We start from the raw sequence: 21851 nt of genomic DNA, 5'->3' as shown, positions 1-21851 counted from the left end.
TATTAATTCAGGCTGTAATTTTTTTCAAAATCTTTAGTTAAAAGTTCATACGTTACTCTCAACCAAATGACAATGCAAGGTACAGCTTTTAAAGAATATTTTTTGATATAGTTTTCCTTTACAAACTTTGGAAATAAATCTGAAGTTGAAAAACATGTGAAAATTATGACGAAAACCAACAATCCAATAATGAATGGAGTTCTTTCTTTTTGAAGGAAAAACCAAACCATAACTCCCACAACAGCAATAATATACGTAGGAGATTCTGAGCTTGAACTGAACAATACCAAAAACAGTAATGTTGAAGCCAAAATCATTAATTGGAAAGCGTAATTTTTATATTGTTTAATTCTGATGTAGGGCGCTGCAAAAAGTGGTAAACCAAATGCTAAAAACACCAAATTTGAAATTGAAGCATCTCCTAAAATTCTTCTAAAAAAGCCCATTAATGAGATATCCTGCATATTTCCAAGAACCTGATTTTCATTGTTTTTTTCTACAATCGATGTAAACCAATCCGAATAACATTGAATGACAAATTTCGGACTTGAATATGCCATTGGCAGAACGAAAAATAATACAGCAATTAGTAATCCTGAAAGAATAAATTTCGTTTTATTTTTAATAAAGAAAAATTGTGTTAATCCTACAATTCCATAGATTTTAACAAAAACCCCCACCAAAATCGCCGTTACGGATTTTACTTCTTTTCTTTCGTAAATATACACTGCAGACAAAAGCAAAAGCCCTGTCAAAGCCACATTAAACTGCAAACTTAAAGCCGCTGTAATATATTCCTGCAAGCAAAGCAACCCGAAAATTGCTTTTTTTGAATCGGAAAACGGCAATTTATAAATTCCGTAAACGAAGATAAAAGTATTGGCTACATTCCAAAGGGAAATTCCCAGCCAGTCGGGCATTACAGCAAACGGCGCGATCAATGCACTGAAGAAAACTCCGTAATGATTCAAATCAAAAAAAAGATCAGGATAATGAACAAATAAGTTTTTCTGATTGACTGTATTAAAAAATACACTTTTGAAAATCAGATAATTATTGATCGCATAGTCTCCTCTTAAATATTTGGAAATCGCAGTAACAACAGATATAATAAGATAAACCCCAAATATATATTTAGGGTTTAAAAGTATTTTAAGAAATTTTTCTTTCAAGATTGTGGGGTTTTAGTTTAAAATTTTAATCTTAAACAGCAACATTATTATCTCTCAACGCATCATTTAAAGACGTTTTCTTGTCTGTAGATTCTTTTCTCTGACCGATAATCAAAGCGCATGGAACCTGATATTCTCCCGCAGGATATTGTTTTGTATAGCTTCCAGGAATGACAACCGAACGGGCAGGAACTCTACCTTTAATTTCGATTGGTTCAGGACCTGTAACATCTATAATTTTTGTAGATGCCGTAAGAACAACATTTGCTCCCAAAACAGCCTCTTTTTCAACGTGAACTCCTTCCACAACGATACATCTTGACCCGATGAAACAATCGTCTTCAATAATAACCGGAGCAGCCTGAAGCGGTTCCAAGACACCACCGATTCCAACACCACCACTCAGGTGAACATTTTTACCGATCTGTGCGCAACTACCAACTGTTGCCCAAGTATCAACCATCGTTCCTGAATCTACGTAAGCACCAATGTTTACATAAGAAGGCATCATGATAACTCCCGGAGCAATGTAAGCTCCTTCTCTCGCCACTGCATGCGGTACAACTCTCACACCTTTTTCAGCATAATTTCTCTTCAAAGGCATTTTATCATGAAATTCAAACGGACCCACCTCGATCGTTTCCATTTTCTGGATCGGGAAATACATTACCACAGCTTTTTTCACCCATTCATTTACCTGCCATCCGTTTTCTGTAGGCTCTGCTGTACGAAGTTCTCCTTTGTCCACCAAAGAAATAACCTCTCTGATAGCCTTTTGGCTGTCCTCATTCTGCAATAGATCTCTGTTGTCCCAGATATTTTCAATAGTTTGTTGTAACGACATTTTTCCTAGTTTAAAATTATTCGCGCCAAAGATACAAAAGTTTAGATTAAGGCTAAGGTTTAGACCGAGAATTAATTGTGAATTCCCTAAACGGGATAATAAATATTTGAATTACAAAACTCTCTGAGCATGAAGATAGGCTTTATTCCAATATTTTTCGTTTAAAGAAGAAATAATTACTCCCTTTGAAGTTGAGGCATGAATAAATTTCACTTCTCCGTCACTTCCAATATCATGAACAATTCCAACATGAGAAACTCTGCTTCCACCAGCTGTAGCAAAGAATAAGAGATCACCCGGTTTTACATCCTTTATATCGATTTTATTTCCTGTTCCTGCCTGATCTTCTGATCTTCTCGGAAGTTTAAAATCATTTTCCTCAAAAACTTTTACAGTAAATCCGGAGCAATCGAAACCTGATGAAGTGTTTCCCCCGAATTTGTAGGGAGTTCCAATATATTTTTCGGCATCTTTCAAAATACTATTGATTGATTTTGAAACTTTTCCATCAAATTTTGAATCTAATTTTCTAAGATTTTCAGATTTTACGACAGTTTTAGTTCCTGTATTCTTTTTTGTAGCAACACTTTTCGAACTTCCACAGGAAATTATAAATGTCGATACAACCAGTAAAGCGAATCCTTTTTTTACATACGAATTCTTACAAAACAATCTGTCTGTCATATTTCTCTGATTTTTACTACTATTACAAATATAAATAATTATGGGAAAGAAACATAGGTTTTAAAAACAAAAAAAGCCGTCCGATTCCGAACAGCTTTTTATTTATTTGTAAAAATCTTGATTATTTAGAAGCTTTATTACCTTTCCAAGTTCCTGCTTTTGAAGGTGTTGGTGCATTGTTTGTCCAACCTCCGCTCGCGGTTTTTTCTCTTGTAAGTGTCCCTTTGAATTCGCCGTTTGCAGGTGTCCCCAATGTTGCAGTAAGGTCTCCAGATTCCGTTAAATGCCCGGAAATATAGTAGTTTACATTGGTTTGGTCGTAATGCATTGTACCTGTAACTTTACCATCCGTTGCGACTACAAAATTCCATTCTCCTTTTTCGCTTCCTTCGTAAGTTCCAGACCAAGTTCCAATAAAATCGTAGATTGTATCCTCGTCTTTGCTACAACCGATGAATAAAAAAGTAGCTAATAATAGTAAAAATATTTTCTTCATGCTTTATAAAGTAGTTTAAATCGCTAAGCCAATAATGTGGAGAATACGGGGATCGAACCCGTCACCTTTAGACTGCCAGTCTAACGCTCTAGCCAGATGAGCTAATTCCCCCTCTTCTTTTAATTTTCCGAAGCCGTACAAAAGTAAGTATTTAAACCACATATGCAAACTTTTTATTAAATTTTCTTTAATAAGTTGTTACATTAGCTGTATAATCAGTACTTTTTAAAAACTTATTTAAATGAAAAAGCAAAAAGAAAATCATTTAACTATCAATTTATCAGTGCTATGATTTGTTGAAGTAGCAAAAGATTAATAAATAAATTCATTAAATTTAAATTTTGAATAATTTAAATAAAATAAAAAACGCATGTTGAAATCCATCAACACGCGTTTCTTCTTACTGTTTTTACTATTAGAAATTATTTCCAACCGCCACCAAGAGCCTGATAAAGCTCTACTGCTGCCTTCATTTTGCTATATTCTGCATTAGCTATATTCAGCTCTGCATTTAATGAATTTACACTTGCATTCAAAACTTCAAGATAATTGGCCATACCATAATTTACCAACTCCTGAGAATAATCTACTGAGTTTTTATAGTTTTGCAACTCTTTCTCTTTCAATTCTATATATTGATCCTGAACTGAAAAAACCCTGATTGCATCCGAAACTTCTTTTCCAGCCGTAAGAACTGTTTTTCTAAAGTTCAGATACGCTGTTTCCTGATTTGCCAAGCTCACTTCATAGTTTGTTTTAATCGTTCTTCTGTTCAAAATCGGTTGAGCCAATCCTCCAACAACACTTGCAAACAATGAATTTACACTGAATAAATGATCGATATCCAATGATTGAATTCCCCCACTTCCTGTAATTTTCAAGGTAGGATAAAACTGAGCTTTTGCCGAATTTGTTAATTCAAAAGCATTCATTAGGTTGTATTCTGCTCTCATTACATCTGGTCTGTTTGCCAGTAATTGAGCCGGATATCCTAGTTTTAAATCAATCGGAACATTCTGACTTTGTAATGTCGATCTTTCGATAGAGTGTGACGGCTCTCCCATCAACAGGCTCATCGTATTTTCCAGTAACTGGATCTGAGTATCGATATCAATCAACATCGATTTTGCATTCAGAACAAGCGCTTCACTTTGCTGAACGGCAACTTCTGTCACTGTTCCTGCAATTTTTAAAGCTTTCGTTGTTTCTAAATTTTTCTCACGAACCGTAATTGTTTCCTGAATAATTCTTTTCTGCTCATCGAAAGTCAACAATTGATAGTAAGAAGAAGCAATAGAAGCAACTAAGTCACTTTTTACCGCTTTGTGAGCAGCAACAGTTCCTAAATATGATGCCAACTGCGCTTTTTCTTGAGCCTTTAATTTACCCCAAATATCTGCTTCAAAAGCTACACTTGCTGTAATATCAAGCTGATTGATGTATCTTCTGTCACCAAATAAACGTCCGGTCTGTGTATTTAAAGATTGAGTTTGGAAAGTATAACCCGGACCAACAGTAACTGTAGGTTCGTAAGCCGCTTTACTTTGCTTTAAATAAGCTTCAGCCGAAACAATGCTCTGCAAAGCAATTCTTATATCTAAATTGTTTTCCAAAGTCTTCGAGATATGCCCCTGAAGAATAGGATCTGTGAAAATTTCTTTCCAGGAAATGTTTGCCACATTCACACTGTCGGAAGGAAGCATATCTGTACGGAACAGCTTTTCGTCTACAACATTATTCGGTCTTTGGTATTCTTTTCTCGCCATACAAGATGATACAGCGCCAAGAATTGCGACCGAAAAAGTTATTCTTTTTATGATGTTTAATAAACTCTTCATTTTTTATTATTAGAAGTTAGAGTTTAGAAGTTAGAAGCTAGTTTTAGACTAATCTCTAAATTCTAACTTCTAATTTCTTTAACTTTAAATTATTCTGCTAAATTGATTTCTTCTTTTTTAAGAGGTTTTACTTTTTCCTGTAAGAATTCGAAAATTACATACAGAACAGGAATCACGAATAATCCTAAAATGGTACCTATTAATAACCCGATTGCTGCACCCGTGGCGATAGATCTGTTACCAACCGCACCGATTCCGCTTGCTAAAACCAATGGTAATAAACCGAAGATGAATGCAAATGAAGTCATCAAAATTGGTCTTAATCTCGCTTTTGCAGCATTGATTGCAGACATAACGATTGTTTCACCGTGATGTCTTCTCTGAACGGCAAACTCTACAATCAAGATGGCATTTTTGGCCAATAATCCGACCAACATGATAAGGGCAATCTGGAAATAAATATTGTTTTCCAAGCCCATTACTTTTTGTCCGAAATATGCTCCCATTACCCCAAGAGGAAGAGAAATTACTACGACTAAAGGAAGGATATAACTTTCATATTGTGCTGATAGGATGAAATAAACGAAAATTAAACTCAATGCGAAGATCAAAATCGTCTGAGATCCAGAATTTAATTCCTCTCTCGTTAATCCTGTAAATTCAACATCATAATTTTGGTTTAAGGTTTCCTGAGCAACCTGTTGAACAGCCGTAATCGCATCCCCAGAACTGTATCCTGCGGAGTTTGCACCCGTGATTTTTACTGAAGTAAATAGGTTGTAACGGCTTACAGATTGAGGTCCATATGCTTTTTTCATCGACACAAACTGAGAAATTGGTGACATTGCACCTGAACCTGTTTTCACATACAATTCATTTAAATTTTCAATGTTTTGTCTGTTTTCAGGAAGTGCCTGAACCATTACTCTAAACTGTTTTCCATATTTCGTAAAGTCAGCGGTGTAAATACCTCCAATGTAACCCTGCATTGTTGCTAAGATATCACTTACAGAAACTCCCATTTGTTTTGCTAATGGAACATTTACCTGCATTTCATACTGAGGATATTTTGTGTTGAATGAAGACTGGGCAAATTCTATTTCCGGTCTTTCCATCAGTTTCCCGATGAATTCATTCATTTTATTGTCTAAATCTGCATATTCTCCACCAGCCTTATCCAGCAATACCATCTCAAAACCGGCACTGTTACCAAAACCTGGTACACTCGGTGGCTGGAAGAATACAACTTTTGCGTCAGGAACTGCTCCCGAAATTCCGAATAGTTTTTTCGTGATGTCTTCAGAAGTCTGTCCGTCTTTTTTACGGTCTTCGAATGGAGCTAATTTAATGAAAGCCAAACCATTGTTACTACCGTTTCCAGATAAGAAACCTCTACCTGTAGAAATTGTCACGTTTTGTACTCCTGGAACTTTTAAAGCTTTTGCCTGAAGCGTTTTTAAAGCGTTGTACGTTCTTTCCATTGAAGCACCCGGAGGAAGCTGAACGTCGGTAAAGATAATTCCTCTATCTTCCGTTGGTACGAAACCTTTTTTCATCGTTGTACTCGCCCAATACAAGATTCCTCCTGTAATTGCGAAAATGATTAATGTTACCCATTTATGTCTCAATAAGAATATAAATCCTCTTCCGTAACGTTCTGTTGCTGTTTTAAAAGCAATATTAAATTTATAGAAGAACTTTTGAAGGAAATTCAAATTTTTATATTCTGCATGATGAGCGTCATGAGGTTTTAAGAATAATGAACATAACACCGGACTCAGCGTTAAGGCATTAATTGCAGAAATGATGATCGCAATAATCAAAGTGATACCAAACTGTTGATAGAAAACCCCAGTTGGACCTGTAATAAACGTTACCGGAACGAATACCGCAGCCATTACCAATGTAATTGAAATAATAGCACCTGTAATTTCGTCCATTGCTTCTACCGTCGCTTTTTTAGCATCAGAAATACCATTTTCCATTTTAGCATGAACCGCCTCGACGACTACAATCGCGTCATCCACAACGATACCAATTGCAAGTACTAAGGCGAATAACGTTAATAGGTTTAATGAATATCCAAATAAATTCAGGAAGAAGAACGCACCCACAATAGAAACCGGAACCGCAATGGCCGGAATCAAAGTAGATCTGAAATCCTGTAAGAAAATAAATACTACAATGAATACCAGGATAAATGCTTCAATCAAGGTATGAACCACCTTTTCAATCGATGCATCCAAGAACTCGTTGGTATCGAAGTTGAAAGTATATTTAATTCCCTGAGGGAAACTTCCTTCTGCTGATTTTAGATAAGATTTAATATTTTTAATAATCTCCTGAGCGTTTGAACCCGGTGTCTGGAAAATACCCATAGAAATTGATGGATTGTTCCCGTTTTCCCCGATTCCTGTATAAGACTGACCTGCCAATTCTACTTTAGCAACGTCTTTCAGCATCAGATTTTGTCCGTCAGGAAGAGCTTTAATGATGATATTGTCGTACTGTTCTTTATCGTTGAATTTTCCGACATATTTAATAATATATTCAAAAGAGCTACCACTGTTTTGTCCGATAGAACCAGCCGCAGCCTCTCTACTCTGCTCATTGATTGCGTTGGTAACATCCGTCGGAGTTACACTATAGGCAGCCATTTTTGCAGGATCCAGCCAGATTCTCATTGAGTAGTTTTTACCTCCGAAAACGTTGGCATCACCTACACCATTAATTCTTTTTAAGTTTGGAATAATGTTGATATTCAAAAAGTTTTGAAGATATACATCATCCAGATCTTTATTTTCAGAATAGAAAGACATATACATCAAGGCACTTGTCTGCTGTTTCTGCGTAACCACCCCGGAACGTGTAACTTCACTTGGCAACAAAGGCGTTGCTCTGGCAACACGGTTTTGTACGTTTACCGCAGCGATATCCGGATCGATACCTTGCTTAAAGAACACCTGAATCTGTGCAGAACCATCGTTTCCTGCTGTAGAAGTGATGTAATCCATACCTTCTACCCCGTTGATCTGTTCTTCCAATGGCACAACAACACTCTTCATCACAGTTTCCGCGTTGGCTCCGGCGTAGTTTGTGGAAACACTTACTGTAGGAGGCGCAATGTCAGGATACTGTGTAACCGGCAGCGAGATCAATCCCAATACCCCGAGAATCACAATCAAGATTGAGATTACCGTGGATAAAACCGGTCTGTTTATAAAATTTTTAATCATTTTAGAATTTCGGTTTTATAGATTGAACTAGACTATCCATTTTGATAGGTTTCGGCTTCACGGCAGTTCCAGGTTTTAAACCTCCGATTCCTGCTGCGATAATTGTTTCGTCTTTATTGATTCCTGATTTAACTAAAGCTAAATTGTCGATTCTGTCGATCACATTAATAACAACGTTTCTTGCCGTATCTCCTTTATCAACTTTATAAACGTAAACAATCCCCTGTTGTTCGTAAGTAGCACTTTCAGGAACAACCAATACATTATCGTAAGTTTTTGGAAGTCTGATCGTTCCACTATTTCCGTTGCTCAATAATTTTTGAGGATTTGAGAAACCTACTCTGAACTGAATTGTACCTGTAGTAGCATCAATCTGTCCTGTAATAGCTTCAATTCTACCTTTTTCACCGTAAATACTTCCATTTGCCAACTGCAATTCTACCATTGGAAGATTTTTAATTTTTTCAGGTAAAGAAGCGCCCGGAGATTTTTCAAGGAAATCAAAATATTCTTTTTCATTCATTGAAAAGTAAGCGTATAACTGAGAAGTATCCGAAATTGTTGTTAAAGCCGTTTGATCCGTCGGACCAACCAAACTTCCTACTTTTAAAGGAAGTTTTCCGATAACTCCGGAAATTGGCGCACGAATAATGGAATATTCAATGTTTGCTTCTACTCCTTTATAATTAGCAACTGCCTGACTTTTAGCAGCCTGAGCCTGTTTTAACTGAGCCTGAGCCTGAGCTAAATTTGCCTGAGCCGTCTGCAACTGAACATTACTGATAATGTTTTTCTGAACAAGTGGTTTTAATTTGTTCACTTCTACATTCGCAGCGCTTACCGCAGCCTGAGCCGCCGCAATGTTGGATTCAGCAGCACCGATTCCTGCTTTAGAAGCCGCAGCATTTTCATTTAAAATATTGGTTTCCAAACGGAACAAAGGCTGTCCTTTTGTAACATATTGCCCTTCATCCACCAAAACCTGTGTGATATATCCCTGAATTTTAGCACGTACATCATTATTTACCCTACCCTGAATGGTTGCCGGAAATGTCTGATAACCTACTATATTCTTTTCCTCCACCTTTACAACAGGATAAGGCTTTGCGCCGTCCTGCTTTGGAGCTTCTTTTTTGCAGGCTACTAAAGAAAGCGCTGCAACAGAAAGTATAACTAGCTTATTATTCATTTTATAGTTTATTAAGAGATTCTTGAATATTAATTATATTTTTATTTAAAAGAGCTTTGTAAGCTTCCATTTTTTCGTTGTATCCATCGTCATGATTCTTTTTAAATTGGTCTAGATCATCTAGTAATTGTAACTCGTCTTGCATCTTTTGAACTATTTTTTCAAATCTTATCTTCTTATAACCGTCATTGATGAAAAAATACCGTTTTCGCTCATCCATTTTGTTGTGATCTACGATCAATTCTGAGTTCAGCAGTAAAGAAATACTTGTAGAAACCGAACTTTTGCTCGCAGAAAGCACATCCACGAACTCATCAAAAGTAATACCTACCTTATCATAATCGAACAGAAGGTAAGCATATATTTTTGAAGCCAGTGGCGGTAAATTGAAAATGGTGCCATAAAACTTTACGGCATCCTGGAAAATTCTTTCATCAATTTCTATACTCTTATGCATTGTATATAAATTTGAGACAAAAGTAAAAAATTAGTTCAGAACTAAACGAACAAACTCGATAGAGTTTATAAATTCCTAGCGTTTTAAAAATTCAATGGAAATGGATTTAACCTTTTGATCAAATTATAATCTTCTCATAAGCCTTCCTCATTCCGCCTGCAAGAACAACCTCTCCACAATACGTGTAACCTTTGCTTTCAAGGATCTTTAGCATGGCGACATTATCGAAGTTAGTATCAACTTTAACACTCTGAATTCCATGCGATTTTGTAAATTCTTCGATGTGATCAAATAATTTTTTCACCATCCCCTGCCCTGCAAATTTCTCATCCACACCCACTCTGTGAACGACAACGAATTCTCCGTCACTCAGCCAAGCTCCTTCGATTGTGCTGTAAGCTGGTTCATCATTTAGAATTAAAGCAGTGTAAACCGCAATTTCTCCATCCACCGTCATTACATATCCGAAACCTTTTGTAATGTCACTTTCTACGGTATCTAAATTTGGATAACCGTTTTGCCATTGTGTACTTCCGTCTTGTTTTCTTCTTTCAATTGCCTGTTGTAAAATGTTCCAGATAATGTCTCTGTCTTCAATTTCTGCCTTTCTTAGTTTAATTTCCGAATTCATTGCTGTGAAAAATTTTAATTAAAAGATTGAAAAAATTAGAATTAAAAATGTCTCATACTTGGATCATTAAGAAATATTTAAGAAGTTAAGTTTAATAAGATTATTTATATTTTTTAAGATAAAACAAAGCTTTACTTAATTTTCTAAATCTCTTAAATTTATCTCAATGTTTAAAAATTTAAACAGAATCATTAATTTAAATTTTTAATTGTTTTCAGTTTCGACTAAAGTCAACTTGAACGACTTTATTTTTGAAGGCGGGCTAAAGCCCACCTCTATTGAATGCTTTTTTGAGATGCTTCGACAAGCTCTGCATGACATTTCTAATATTAACTGCTTTCATTAGCAATTCAATTTTAGCAGTGTCACGTTTAGCTTATCGGAGCATTTACTTAATTTTCAATCCTTTAATTATTTTAATATAAAAGTTTAAATATTTGAATTAAAAAACCGAAAACTAATTAAAATTAATTTTCGGTTCGAAGTAGTAAAATTTAAAATTATGAAATTGTTTTTTTATTGATTTTCATTTTGTTGAAGATAAGCGTCGATCACATCGAATGCCTTCTTCTCATCTTCCAATTTAACCATTACTTTCAACGATGTAGCCGTTGGCGTTGTTGTAAAAGTAAGGTAATTGTTTTCAATTGAATTTTTAATTTGTGCATCATCCAGCTTAGATTTTATCAACTGAATTTCTGCTTGTTTGTCACTTTCAAAAACTGATACTCTTGTACTTCTTTCCATATTTCTATCCCGTTTGAGTATCTAAATTTATAACATTTTTTTGAAAATCACAAATTTAAGGTTTTAAATTTTATTAATATTATTTTCAATTTTGTCTAAAGCAAGCTGAATTTCTTCCTTTGTAACATTCAAATGTGGCCTGAAACGAACCGACTGATCTCCACATGCAAGGATAATCATTCCATCATTCCAAAGCTCATCTCTCAAGGCATTTCTTTGCTCTGGAGTCGGCAAATCGATGGCGCACATCAAGCCTCTTCCTCTAGCATTTGAAAGTTTTTCAGGGAATTTTTGCTCTAAAATTTTTAATCCTTCCAATAAATAATCTCCAACCACCCTTGCATTTTCTACAAGATTCTCCTGCTCGATCACTTCCATTACCAATTGGAAACGAAGCATATCGATAAAGTTTCCTCCGAAAGTAGAATTGATTCTTGAGCTTTCTCTGAAAACATTATCCGGAACTTCATCAAATTTTTCTTTATTGGCCAAAACTCCGCAAACCTGCGCTTTTTTACCGAAAGAAATGATATCCGGTTTTGCCGTAAAATGTTGAAAAGCCCACATTTTTCCGGTAATTCCGATACCTGTTTGCACTTCGTCAAAAATTAAAAGAATTTCATTTTGATCGCAGATTTTTCTTAAACCTAATAAAAATTCGTCTCTGAAATGGTTGTCACCACCTTCTGCCTGAATAGGCTCGATAATAATGCACGCCACTTTATCAGGATTCATTAAAATCGCTTCTTCGATATTTAATAAAGCCAATCTTTCATTCCTGATTGTTTCTTCTAAATTTTCCTCCGTAATTGGGAAAGTCAATTTAGGATTCAGAATTCTTGGCCATTCAAACATCGGAAAATATTGATATTTTCTTGGGTCAGAAGTATTTGTTAAACTCAAGGTATAACCACTTCTTCCATGAAATGCCTGTTTGAAATGAATACAAATTCCAGCTTCAATATTCAACCCTTTATCAAAATTCTTACGGGTTTTCCAGTCGAAACATGCCTTCATTGCATTCTCAACACCTAAAGTTCCGCCTTCAATAAAGAAAGCATACTGAAGTTCTTCAGGAATTACAACTCTTTCGAAAACTTCTAAAAAGTGAGCATATTCCTCAGAATAAACATCTGCCAATGTAGGTTTATTGACAGCCATTTTCCCCAACCAAGCCGATCTCTCGACGATGTATGGGTGATTGTAACCGACAGACGCCGAAGCGAACATCGAAAACATATCTAAATATTCTTTATTAGTTAACTTATCATAAAGCCATGATCCGTGAGATTTTTCGATATCCATCACGAAATCGAAACCGTCTGCCAAAACATGTCTGCCAACTGTTTCTTTTACTTTGTTTGCTTTTATTTCTAAAGTATTATCCATATTAATTAAAATCTTAGAGGGTGATTGGAATTAAAAGATCAGAAAAAGTTAAAAATTTACTTAGGGATAATTTTCAACGCTGAATCTCTTAATTTTTCAAATTATTTTAAAGGTCAAATTTAATTCCTTGTGCCAAAGGCAGACTTGTGGTGTAGTTGATCGTATTTGTCTGTCTTCTCATATAGTATTTCCATACGTCTGAGCCAGATTCTCTACCACCTCCTGTTTCTTTTTCACCACCAAAAGCTCCACCGATTTCTGCACCTGAAGTTCCGATATTTACGTTGGCAATTCCACAATCCGAACCTGCGTGAGAAAGGAATAATTCTGCTTCTCTTAAATTCTGCGTCATAATTGCAGACGACAATCCTTGTGGAACATCATTCTGAATTTCGATTGCCTCGTCTAAAGTTTTGTATTTAATTAAATATAAAATCGGTGCAAAAGTCTCATGCTGAACGATTTCGTAAGAATTTTTCACTTCCGCGATACATGGCTTTACATAGCATCCCGATTCGTAACCTTTTCCTTTTAAAACTTCTCCTTCAACGATGAATTTTGCGCCTTCATTTTTCCCTTTCTTGATGGCTTCTTCGTACATATTTACAGCATCTGTATCGATAAGAGGTCCAACATGATTCGTTTCATCCAATGGATTTCCGATTTTCAATTGTCCGTAAGCCTTTACTAATCTGTTTTTCACTTCGTCGTAAACGCTTTCGTGGATGATTAATCTTCTTGTTGATGTACATCTTTGCCCCGCAGTTCCAACAGCCCCGAAAACCGCTCCAATAATTGACATATCGATGTCTGCGTCCTTAGAAATAATAATCGCGTTGTTTCCACCTAATTCAAGGATAGACTTCCCGAATCTTTGAGCCACATTAGAAGAAACCATTCTTCCGACTCTTGTAGATCCTGTGAAAGAAACCAAAGCAACCCTCTTGTCGTCTACCAACTTTTGCCCAATTTCGTGGTCTGAAACTAAAACGCTTGAAATTCCTTCAGAAAGATTATTCTCCTTTAAAACTTCGTTCATGATGTTTTGACAAGCAATCGCACAAAGTGGAGTTTTTTCTGATGGCTTCCAGATCGTGACGTTACCACAGATCCAGGCCAAAGCTGTATTCCAAGACCAAACTGCTACCGGAAAGTTGAAAGCCGTAATGATTCCAACAATTCCTAAAGGATGATATTGCTCATACATTCTGTGTCCAGGTCTTTCTGAATGCATTGTATACCCGTGAAGCTGTCTAGAAACTCCCACTGCAAAGTCGCAGATATCGATCATTTCCTGCACTTCACCTAGACCTTCCTGCAAAGATTTACCCATTTCGTACGAAACAAGTTTACCCAAATCGTCTTTGTATTGTCTTAATTTTTGACCCAGCTGTCTTACAATTTCTCCTCTTTTCGGAGCCGGAATCAGCCTGAATTCTTTGAATGCTTTTTCAGCAGTCTCGATTACCTTGTTGTAATCGGATTCTCCTGAAGTCTTTATTTTAGCAATCAGATTACCGTCAACCGGTGAAAAACTTTCTATAGTTTTTCCTGATGCAAAGAATTTTCCGCCTACAGAAGTTCCCTTATTCTCATCTTTAATTCCTAGATTTTTGAGCGTTTTTTCGATCCCAAAATCCTTTACTTTTTTAGACATAAAAATTTTACTTTTCGTTTTCTCTAAAGTTAAAAATATTACGCGAACTGCAAAATTTTATTTTTTTTAACAACTTTTTTATTTGGACTAATTATAAACATGCTTATCTTTGTAAGGTAATCATTTGAATTTCAGAAATGGAAAAGAATAAGGCCATAGAGGAACCTGCAGAAGAAAAGAAAAACTCCAAGTGGAAAAGTTTGGTAAAGAAGTTTGGAATTGGCGGAATAATCTTCTTTACAGTGAAGGGAATCATCACTTCTACCCTAATTTATTTTCTTGGAAAGAATTTCTGGAGTATCATTACGAATTACTTTTCGACGATATTTGATTAATTTAATTGATATATGGAACACGAAAGCAGAGATATTTTCTCTGCTTTTTTTGTTTTGTTGAATTTTTTAAATTTTGTTTACTCGTAGAACGCAAATATTTTTTGAATTTATTGTGAACTTTGAAGAATCTGTTTTTCAACAATATTTCAATAGATTTCTCCTGCGTCGAAATGACAGTGCAGGATATCATCTTAGTTAAAAACTATTCCTTTTTCTTTCTTCCCGAATCTATTAATTTTTGATGAAGCAAATACTCAATCTGTCCATTTACGCTCCGGAATTCATCATTTGCCCATTTTTCCAACAGCTTGTAAGTGGACTCATCTATCCTTAAGACGAAAGATTTTTTGCCTTTGTTTTCGGGAGAGTTTTGAGTTTTTTCTGATTTCATTTTTTGTTACTTTTCTGATTTCTTGCTTTTTGTTTTTTAATGCAAAGAGGCAAAGATTTTTTTTGAATTACTTTATGTTTTTAAATTCGCAAAGGCGTTTCTCTTAACAAAGAGGTATGCATACTGTCATTCAGAACGAAACGAAGTGGAATGAAGAATCTATTTAACTATAAAGTCTTCGACTCCGCTCAGACTGACATTTCTAATATTATTTTTCTAAATTCAGAGATTAGATTTTTAGAATATTAAACTTTGCGAAAATTATTAATCATTAATTCTTCATTATTAATTATACAATGTTCCCGCATTTAAAATGGGCTGTGCTGCTTTTTCACCACAAAGAACTACCATTAAATTGCTGACCATGGCTGCTTTTCTTTCATCATCTAATTCAACAATATTTTCTTCTGAAAGTTTCTTTAACGCTAAATCTACCATTCCAACTGCACCTTCTACAATCTTCGTTCTTGCCGCTACAATTGCCGTTGCCTGTTGTCTTTGAAGCATTGCTCCTGCGATTTCGGAAGCATAAGCTAAGTGAGAAATTCTTGCTTCCTGAATAGTAATTCCGGCTTTTGAAAGTCTGTCTGTTAATTCTTGTTCCAAAATAGCATTGATTTTATCACCACCTTCTCTCAAAGTAATTGGCGCGTGGTCGTCTTCCAAATTATCATACGGAAAACTCATCGCTAAATGACGAACCGCCGCTTCACTCTGCATTCTCACGAAATCCGAATAACGTTCAACATCAAAAGCTGCTTTATAAGTGTCTCCTACTTTCCAAACAATTACGACTGCAATCTCAATAGGGTTCCCCATTTTGTCGTTTACTTTCAACGTTTGTCCCTGCAGATTCTCAGAACGAAGACTGATTTTCTGTGATGAATATAACGGATTAATAAAGAACAATCCGTTGTCTCTTACCGTTCCGACATATTTTCCGAAGAAGTTCAGTACTCTCGAGTGATTCGGTTGAATAATCATTAAACCTTTTAAGAAAAAACATGATAAAATAAAGGCTAATAAAGCCAAAATAACAAATGTAATGTTGTTATCAACTCCTGTTACAAATAAGTAAACTGATGCTACAAACAATCCCAAGCAGATAACTAAAGTAAGATATCCTGACATTGGTTTTAAAACTTTTTCCATGATTTTTAATTTGATATTATTTTGATATCATAAAGATATTGATAAGTTTTGATTTCGAAATATATTTTTTTAATTAATTTCTTTTTGTCTTGAAACAAAAGAAACAAAAGTTCAAGACTTGAAAACTGAAGCTAAAAAAGAAACCTGTTCTCTAAAAATTCTAAAACTCGCGCGAAAACTAAATTTATCTTTTGATTTAACATTCGTCTCGCGCTCAAACAGTAGAATTTTCTTCACGTTTCGGTTTCCTAGGTCGTTTAAAATTGTGCACAAAAAAATCCCTGAAAAATTAATTTCAGGGATTCTGTATTATGATAAAATTTAAATTTATTTTTTATTTAAAATTTTAAACTTGTAATAAGAAACAGCAGATAGTAAAGTCATTGTTCCAAGTCCGATATAAACCCAAGCCGGAACCGGAACCGGGTCTCCAGCAGCGTAAGAGTGTAGTCCGCTCAGATAATAGTTTACTCCGAAATACGTCATTACCATTGAACAAAAGGCGAACATTGTTGCCACGTGGAATGCCCATTTGCTTCTCAATCCCGGAACTAATCTCATGTGTAATACGAATGCATAAACCATGATCGAGATGAATGCCCAAGTTTCCTTTGGATCCCAGCTCCAGTATCTTCCCCAAGATTCGTTTGCCCAGATTCCTCCTAAGAAGTTCCCTACTGTTAAGGCAAATAATCCGATGGTTAGAGACATTTCAGAAACGATCACTAATTCTTTCAATGCTGTATCGTGGTGGATTTTATATGTTTCTTTATTTGAAATAATGTAAAATACTAATGAAATAACTGCAATGATCATCGACAATGCAAAGAACCCGTAACTTGAGGTGATAATCGCTACGTGCACGATCAGCCAATAAGATTTTAATACAGGAACAAGCGGAGTAATTTGCGGATCAAGAGCAGAACCTCCGTGTGCAAATCCCATCATAATTACAGCTACCATAAATCCTGATGCAGGAATTAGTGCGTTAGCCTTATTTTTAGCAATTAGTTTCATTGCAGCTAATGCAGCTTTATCTGCTAAAGAAAGTTTTCCGAAACCAAAAAAGAACATTAATCCAGCAGAAATACCTACCCATGAAATAAAAATAATCGCTTCATAACCATTACTCCAAGGTGCGTGACCAGAAATATACCATCTCGCTACCAATCCAAGGAAATGGAAAATATATCCCACAAGTCCTAAATAAATGGTTGTCTTAATTATCTTACTTAAAGTTTTATTTGGTTTAAATAATTCAACAAAACCTAAAATCAATAATAATCCTCCAACAATGGTATAGAAAATCAATAATTTGAAGTTGATGTTCACTTTATTCATGAAAACCTCCAAATCAACTTTAGATTTTGCAGGTACAACTGCTTTCCCCCATTTTTGCTGATAGTCTGAAAGTTTCACTAATTCAGCGTCTGCTTTACTCCAGTCTCCTGTTTTTTGAGCTTGTAGAACTTCCGCAAAATATGGTCCCATTACTTGCTGAGATTCCATATCCGGTTCCATTTTTTGGTCTAACCAAGAATGCCAAGTGTGGTTTGCATCATTTTTCACAGGAACAATTCTCATAAACTGTCCGCTGAAAAATTCGTTAAAAATCTGTACTCTTTCGTTTACGGAAATTACTTCTTTATCGTAATTTGTTTGTTCAGACGGTTTCTTACGGAAAGCTGTGTTATAGTCATGTTCTAAGATGTATGTCAAATTTCCGTTTGCATCAGCAGGGAAAAGGTTCATCAATGAAGTATAACCATCTTCATCAGCCTTTGTTTTTTTCATTAACTCATCACCTCCTTTTGTTCCTATTTTAATCATAGGAACCATCGTCCAGCTCGGAGTATCTGTATTTACAGAGAGGAACCACTGATTCGCAGTTAATGACTTACCATCTGTTCCTTTAAACTCGTCTTTTTTGTATAATTTTCTTAAAACATCTAATGCTTCAGTATTGATCGGAACAATTCTTCCCTCAAAATTCTGAACCAAAAGATATCCGAACTTATCTGCATGCTCTGCACTGATTTTATTTCTCGCAATAATTTCATCTGCAGAAATTACTTTCATTTTGCTCAACGGTGCAGCCAGAGAATTCTGTTTCGGTTGCTGAGCCTGAGCCGATTCGGGAGCTGCCGCATGATTGTGGTTTTCACCTTCTACATGAATGTGTTCTCTGCTTCCATCGGTTGTACCGTGTGTTTCTATTTTCTGAGCATTTAAGCCTAAACTTAAGAACAATAAAAGAATCGCAGCACTTCTTTTTTTGTTAACGTCCTTCAACATTTTATTTAGTTTCCAGAAGTGAGTTCCTTTCCAGAAGAACATAAAGAACATTCCTCCGAATAAGAATGTGTAACCGATATAAGAGATCAAAGTTCCCCAGTAATCGTGGTTTACAGAAAGTACAGTTCCCATTCTGTCCGGATCGAAACTAGACTGGAAGAAACGGTAACCTTTGTGATTTAAAACGTGATTCATATAGATTTTGAAAGGAGTCTGTTTTCCTTCATCAATAATTTTAATATGACTTTCATACGCACTTGGAGACGAACTTCCCGGATAAGTTTCCATGACGAAATCATCTAATTTAAGCGAGAAAGGTGTGTTGTAAATTTTAGGACCGAAACCAACCATGATGTTCAATCCGTCCATTGTAACTTGCTTGTAAGCGTTTGGATTTCCTTTTTCAACCGAAAGGTCTACCAATTGTTTTGTTTTAGGACCCTGAAGTTCAACCGTCAAAACATCAGGAACAGCCTGATCTTTCTTTCTATCGCCTTCAATTGCAATTAATCTTCCTTTTCTAAGACCTTCAGGAACAACTAATTTCAATTCATTAATTGAATATAAACTTCTCAGAGCCAAAGGTTGGAATTCATTTTTAACAGTATTTCCCGTTGCCTGAGTTGCCATCGTCATATAACTTGCATCAACAGGTGTTTTAATGAATAATTTTCCTCCTTCATTTTTAAATTCCACCGCGCCTTCAATCGACCTATTGAAAGTAACTAAAGTTCCGTTGATAGACTTTGTCTCACCCGGTTTTATAAAAATATTCTGTCTTCCTGTTTGTCCTGTAGACACTAGATGAAGATATTCAGTACCATTCGGCTCAGCAACCAAACTGTCTTTTTTTCGCTGAACATATTCTTTAGCAACAACTTTCACCTGCTTTCCGTGAAAATCGTACGTGGCTTCCAAATCTTTGTGCAAAGGCGACATTAAATAAGGAATATCCTGATAATTAAGCACATCTCCCTTTTCTTCAATCTGAATTTTAAGGAAATTTTTGTCGGTTACAATTTCGTTCGATGTTTCCCCTTCTCTGATGTGCATTGTCCCTTCAAAACTGATGTATCTTGTGATCGCACCACCGATGAAAATCAATATAAAAGCAAGGTGAAAAACCAAAACCGGCCATTTTTCTCTTTTCCAAAGTCTGTATCTTCCGATATTTCCGATGAAATTGAGAATAAGCAGAAACATAATCAGTTCAAACCATTTTGCTTCGTAAATTAATGCTTTTGCTGTTGGGGTTCCGTAGTCATTTTCTAGGAACGTTGCATAAGCCATTGCAAATGCGTAAACCAGCAACAATACAGCCATTGTCCTGGTTGAGATAAGAATATCCTGGAGCTTCTTCATGATATATTTTACTTGACATGCAAAAATAGGGATGAAAAACCACAAAGAAGCCAAAAAAAGCTGTCTTTTATCAGTTGGAGCCAGATAAAACCTTATTTTTAATCATTCTTAATAATATGATTTCCATTGAGAAAAATACAAATTATCATAATGCAACTCACTGAATTAGAAAAAGCTATTTCCCCAATGATGTTTTTTTTCTGATTTTGCTTAAAAATTCATGTGAAATTCCGAGATATGACGCGATCTGCTGTTGAGCAAGGCGCTGCTCCAAACCAGGATATTTTTCCAGAAATTCGAGGTATCTTTTATCTGCCGTTTTGTTCATTAAAGATAAAATCCGTCTCTGTAAAGCTACCGAAGACTGCTGATTCATTATTCTGAATAGTTTTTCAACCTGTGGCATAGTTTCGTATAATGTTTCTTTATCTTTTTTTGAAATCATTAAAACTTCGCTGTCCTCCACAGCTTCAATATTCAGGGTGCTTGGAACATTATTGATTAAGCTATCCAAATCTGTGATCCACCAGCTTTCTACTGCAAAATATAAAGTCTGTTCGAATCCGTTTTCATTTAAAAAATAAACTTTGAAACAGCCATTTATAACGAAGCCTTCAAAGTTACAGTGTTCTCCTTCCTCCAAAACCATTTCTTTTTTTGTAAATTTTTTCAATTGAAAAGGTTCTGTAAAACGTTGAAATTCTTCCTCCGAAAGCTGAATATGGCGACTGATATTTTTAAATAATAAATCGTGCATCAAGTGTATTTAAGACAAATAAAGATACCAATAAAATTGATACCTTTATTTAAAATTGTTTTAATTATTCTCTTAATTTGTATTTCGAAAATAAGTGAAATGCTTTTGTTTATCTTAATTCAAAAAAGATTAAAAACCAACCTTTGTCTTCTTTGCTTTTAAAATTAATCGCGAGGTTAAACAAAGTTTTTTTGAAATAAAACTTTATTAAAGTAAAGTAAACAAGGGCATTTCATTTAAGAAAGTAAGAAAAAAAACTGATCGTCTATATTATTTTCCGTTTAGAAAATCGGCGGTTGTAATAACTCTTGTGTAAAGATTTCCCAACGCTGAAATTCCTGCCAAGAAAGACTTTTGAACCTCTTCTGCTTTCACAACCTTTCCGTACAATTCTCTATCTCTTGTTGCTGTCGCGTCACCAATGATTGTATTATTAAAACCAAAATCAAATGCAGCTCTGGTTGTAGATTCTACACAAACGTCTGTCATCATACCCGTAATTACCAGATTTTTGATTCCTTTTGACTGCAAATATTCTAAAAGATCAGTATCCCTGAAGCTGTTAGGATAATGCTTTATGATTACTTTTTCGTCATTCTTTGGTTCTACTAAAGAATTAATTTCCGCTCCTTTTGTATCAGGTAAAAAGAAAGTAGCCCCCTCATTTGTCGCAATGTGCTTGATGTTGATAACAGGTAAATTGTTTTTTCTGAAATATTCTAAAACCTGCTGTGTTTTCTTACCTGCTTCTTCTGCTCCTACTAATGTCATATTTCCTCCTTTGAAATAATCGTTTTGTACATCGATAATCAATAATGCTGTGTTTTCCATGCTCTTTTTCTTTTGTGCGTTAATTGTTGTTAATGAGATTAGTGTAAGACATAATGTAAAAATACCTTTAAATAAATTTTTCATTGTTTGAAATTTTCTTGACACAAAATTACATCGGTGAAAATTGCTGACATTTGAACTAGTTCAAAAAATGATTTTATTTTATCATAAATTTAATGCATTACTCAGGATAATTATTAAAAACGATTTATGCTTATTTTAAAGACATTCACATGTTTTATTCTGTGTCCTGAATAATAACAATTGATTCAAAATTCAATTATTTAATTTAAATAAAAAATTACCTTATAATTTTAATTGAAAATTGTTTTATTTTAAATATTTTTAATCATTCAAAACAAAGTGAAGGATTTTAATTTCCTATGAT

Annotated in this window: 18 protein-coding genes and 1 tRNA gene; 1 reads left to right on the top strand and 18 read right to left on the bottom strand. The window is 35.1% G+C overall.

Features of this window, described 5'->3' with window-relative positions; genetic code table 11:
- Positions 1-2 precede the first annotated feature (2 nt).
- The 13 genes from ACKX2A_RS01270 to ACKX2A_RS01210 form a co-directional block, all read right to left on the bottom strand.
- The gene (locus ACKX2A_RS01270; protein WP_415327211.1) at positions 3-1172 is read right to left on the bottom strand and encodes a glycosyltransferase family 87 protein; all 1170 of its coding nucleotides are present in this window, start codon (positions 1170-1172) and stop codon (positions 3-5) included.
- A 31-nt stretch (positions 1173-1203) separates the two neighbouring features.
- The gene (locus ACKX2A_RS01265) at positions 1204-2016 is read right to left on the bottom strand and encodes a 2,3,4,5-tetrahydropyridine-2,6-dicarboxylate N-succinyltransferase (protein ID WP_326983414.1); all 813 of its coding nucleotides are present in this window, start codon (positions 2014-2016) and stop codon (positions 1204-1206) included.
- Positions 2017-2127: 111 nt separating this feature from the next.
- Entirely contained in the window at positions 2128-2700 is a 573-nt protein-coding gene (locus ACKX2A_RS01260) for a C40 family peptidase (protein ID WP_415327210.1), read from the bottom strand.
- Between the two features lie 121 nt (positions 2701-2821).
- Complete coding sequence (locus ACKX2A_RS01255; protein WP_415327209.1) at positions 2822-3196, bottom strand: hypothetical protein; 375 nt, start codon at positions 3194-3196, stop codon at positions 2822-2824.
- Between the two features lie 37 nt (positions 3197-3233).
- Positions 3234-3307, bottom strand: a tRNA-Ala gene (locus ACKX2A_RS01250).
- A 311-nt stretch (positions 3308-3618) separates the two neighbouring features.
- Positions 3619-5034 carry an efflux transporter outer membrane subunit gene (locus tag ACKX2A_RS01245; RefSeq protein ID WP_415327208.1) on the bottom strand — a complete coding sequence of 472 codons (1416 nt, stop codon included), beginning with the start codon at positions 5032-5034 and terminating at the stop codon, positions 3619-3621.
- An 89-nt stretch (positions 5035-5123) separates the two neighbouring features.
- Positions 5124-8270: an efflux RND transporter permease subunit gene (locus ACKX2A_RS01240; protein WP_415327207.1), complete on the bottom strand. Its 3147-nt coding sequence runs from the start codon at positions 8268-8270 to the stop codon at positions 5124-5126.
- Position 8271: 1 nt separating this feature from the next.
- On the bottom strand, positions 8272-9459 hold the full coding sequence (locus ACKX2A_RS01235) for an efflux RND transporter periplasmic adaptor subunit (RefSeq protein WP_415327206.1): 1188 nt from the start codon (positions 9457-9459) through the stop codon (positions 8272-8274).
- 1 nt (position 9460) lies between these two features.
- Positions 9461-9916: a transcriptional regulator gene (locus tag ACKX2A_RS01230; protein WP_415327205.1), complete on the bottom strand. Its 456-nt coding sequence runs from the start codon at positions 9914-9916 to the stop codon at positions 9461-9463.
- A 118-nt stretch (positions 9917-10034) separates the two neighbouring features.
- Positions 10035-10547: a GNAT family N-acetyltransferase gene (locus ACKX2A_RS01225; protein ID WP_415327204.1), complete on the bottom strand. Its 513-nt coding sequence runs from the start codon at positions 10545-10547 to the stop codon at positions 10035-10037.
- 516 nt (positions 10548-11063) lie between these two features.
- Positions 11064-11294, bottom strand: coding sequence for a DUF2007 domain-containing protein (locus ACKX2A_RS01220; protein WP_415327203.1), 231 nt, complete (start codon positions 11292-11294; stop codon positions 11064-11066).
- 63 nt (positions 11295-11357) lie between these two features.
- Positions 11358-12683 carry an L-lysine 6-transaminase gene (lat, locus tag ACKX2A_RS01215; protein WP_415327202.1) on the bottom strand — a complete coding sequence of 442 codons (1326 nt, stop codon included), beginning with the start codon at positions 12681-12683 and terminating at the stop codon, positions 11358-11360.
- 106 nt (positions 12684-12789) lie between these two features.
- Positions 12790-14340 (bottom strand): aldehyde dehydrogenase family protein, encoded by a 1551-nt coding sequence (locus ACKX2A_RS01210; RefSeq protein ID WP_415327201.1) that lies wholly within the window; start codon positions 14338-14340, stop codon positions 12790-12792.
- Positions 14341-14477: 137 nt separating this feature from the next.
- Here ACKX2A_RS01210 and ACKX2A_RS01205 point away from each other — a divergent pair, with 137 nt between their 5' ends.
- The gene (locus ACKX2A_RS01205; protein ID WP_415327200.1) at positions 14478-14675 is read left to right on the top strand and encodes a hypothetical protein; all 198 of its coding nucleotides are present in this window, start codon (positions 14478-14480) and stop codon (positions 14673-14675) included.
- A 202-nt stretch (positions 14676-14877) separates the two neighbouring features.
- On the opposite strand, the gene ACKX2A_RS01200 is transcribed toward ACKX2A_RS01205, so the two are convergent.
- The 5 genes from ACKX2A_RS01200 to ACKX2A_RS01180 all read right to left on the bottom strand — a co-directional run bounded on the left by ACKX2A_RS01200 (position 14878) and on the right by ACKX2A_RS01180 (position 21547).
- Positions 14878-15066 carry an Arc family DNA binding domain-containing protein gene (locus tag ACKX2A_RS01200; protein ID WP_415327199.1) on the bottom strand — a complete coding sequence of 63 codons (189 nt, stop codon included), beginning with the start codon at positions 15064-15066 and terminating at the stop codon, positions 14878-14880.
- A 285-nt stretch (positions 15067-15351) separates the two neighbouring features.
- Complete coding sequence (locus ACKX2A_RS01195; RefSeq protein ID WP_415327198.1) at positions 15352-16218, bottom strand: SPFH domain-containing protein; 867 nt, start codon at positions 16216-16218, stop codon at positions 15352-15354.
- Between the two features lie 327 nt (positions 16219-16545).
- The gene (gene ccsA / locus ACKX2A_RS01190; RefSeq protein WP_415327197.1) at positions 16546-19875 is read right to left on the bottom strand and encodes a cytochrome c biogenesis protein CcsA; all 3330 of its coding nucleotides are present in this window, start codon (positions 19873-19875) and stop codon (positions 16546-16548) included.
- A 175-nt stretch (positions 19876-20050) separates the two neighbouring features.
- Positions 20051-20632: a Crp/Fnr family transcriptional regulator gene (locus tag ACKX2A_RS01185; RefSeq protein ID WP_415327196.1), complete on the bottom strand. Its 582-nt coding sequence runs from the start codon at positions 20630-20632 to the stop codon at positions 20051-20053.
- Positions 20633-20902: 270 nt separating this feature from the next.
- Positions 20903-21547 (bottom strand): cysteine hydrolase family protein, encoded by a 645-nt coding sequence (locus ACKX2A_RS01180; RefSeq protein ID WP_415327195.1) that lies wholly within the window; start codon positions 21545-21547, stop codon positions 20903-20905.
- Between the last annotated feature and the right edge of the window lie 304 nt (positions 21548-21851).

This window comes from Chryseobacterium sp. MMS23-Vi53 (genome assembly GCF_047651245.1).
Classification (GTDB): domain Bacteria; phylum Bacteroidota; class Bacteroidia; order Flavobacteriales; family Weeksellaceae; genus Chryseobacterium.
Note: the sequence above shows the minus strand (reverse complement) of the source record. Positions and strands in the feature narration are given on the sequence as shown.

What these genes read in the sequence shown, in the direction of transcription:
- ACKX2A_RS01265 (WP_326983414.1), bottom strand. Translation starts at nt 2,016, where the DNA reads ATGTCGTTACAACAAACTATTGAAAATATCTGGGACAACAGAGATCTA.
- ACKX2A_RS01260 (WP_415327210.1), bottom strand. Translation starts at nt 2,700, where the DNA reads ATGACAGACAGATTGTTTTGTAAGAATTCGTATGTAAAAAAAGGATTC.
- ACKX2A_RS01255 (WP_415327209.1), bottom strand. Translation starts at nt 3,196, where the DNA reads ATGAAGAAAATATTTTTACTATTATTAGCTACTTTTTTATTCATCGGT.
- ACKX2A_RS01245 (WP_415327208.1), bottom strand. Translation starts at nt 5,034, where the DNA reads ATGAAGAGTTTATTAAACATCATAAAAAGAATAACTTTTTCGGTCGCA.
- ACKX2A_RS01240 (WP_415327207.1), bottom strand. Translation starts at nt 8,270, where the DNA reads ATGATTAAAAATTTTATAAACAGACCGGTTTTATCCACGGTAATCTCA.
- ACKX2A_RS01235 (WP_415327206.1), bottom strand. Translation starts at nt 9,459, where the DNA reads ATGAATAATAAGCTAGTTATACTTTCTGTTGCAGCGCTTTCTTTAGTA.
- ACKX2A_RS01230 (WP_415327205.1), bottom strand. Translation starts at nt 9,916, where the DNA reads ATGCATAAGAGTATAGAAATTGATGAAAGAATTTTCCAGGATGCCGTA.
- ACKX2A_RS01225 (WP_415327204.1), bottom strand. Translation starts at nt 10,547, where the DNA reads ATGAATTCGGAAATTAAACTAAGAAAGGCAGAAATTGAAGACAGAGAC.
- ACKX2A_RS01220 (WP_415327203.1), bottom strand. Translation starts at nt 11,294, where the DNA reads ATGGAAAGAAGTACAAGAGTATCAGTTTTTGAAAGTGACAAACAAGCA.
- lat (WP_415327202.1), bottom strand. Translation starts at nt 12,683, where the DNA reads ATGGATAATACTTTAGAAATAAAAGCAAACAAAGTAAAAGAAACAGTT.
- ACKX2A_RS01210 (WP_415327201.1), bottom strand. Translation starts at nt 14,340, where the DNA reads ATGTCTAAAAAAGTAAAGGATTTTGGGATCGAAAAAACGCTCAAAAAT.
- ACKX2A_RS01205 (WP_415327200.1), top strand. Translation starts at nt 14,478, where the DNA reads ATGGAAAAGAATAAGGCCATAGAGGAACCTGCAGAAGAAAAGAAAAAC.
- ACKX2A_RS01200 (WP_415327199.1), bottom strand. Translation starts at nt 15,066, where the DNA reads ATGAAATCAGAAAAAACTCAAAACTCTCCCGAAAACAAAGGCAAAAAA.
- ACKX2A_RS01195 (WP_415327198.1), bottom strand. Translation starts at nt 16,218, where the DNA reads ATGGAAAAAGTTTTAAAACCAATGTCAGGATATCTTACTTTAGTTATC.
- ccsA (WP_415327197.1), bottom strand. Translation starts at nt 19,875, where the DNA reads ATGAAGAAGCTCCAGGATATTCTTATCTCAACCAGGACAATGGCTGTA.
- ACKX2A_RS01185 (WP_415327196.1), bottom strand. Translation starts at nt 20,632, where the DNA reads ATGCACGATTTATTATTTAAAAATATCAGTCGCCATATTCAGCTTTCG.
- ACKX2A_RS01180 (WP_415327195.1), bottom strand. Translation starts at nt 21,547, where the DNA reads ATGAAAAATTTATTTAAAGGTATTTTTACATTATGTCTTACACTAATC.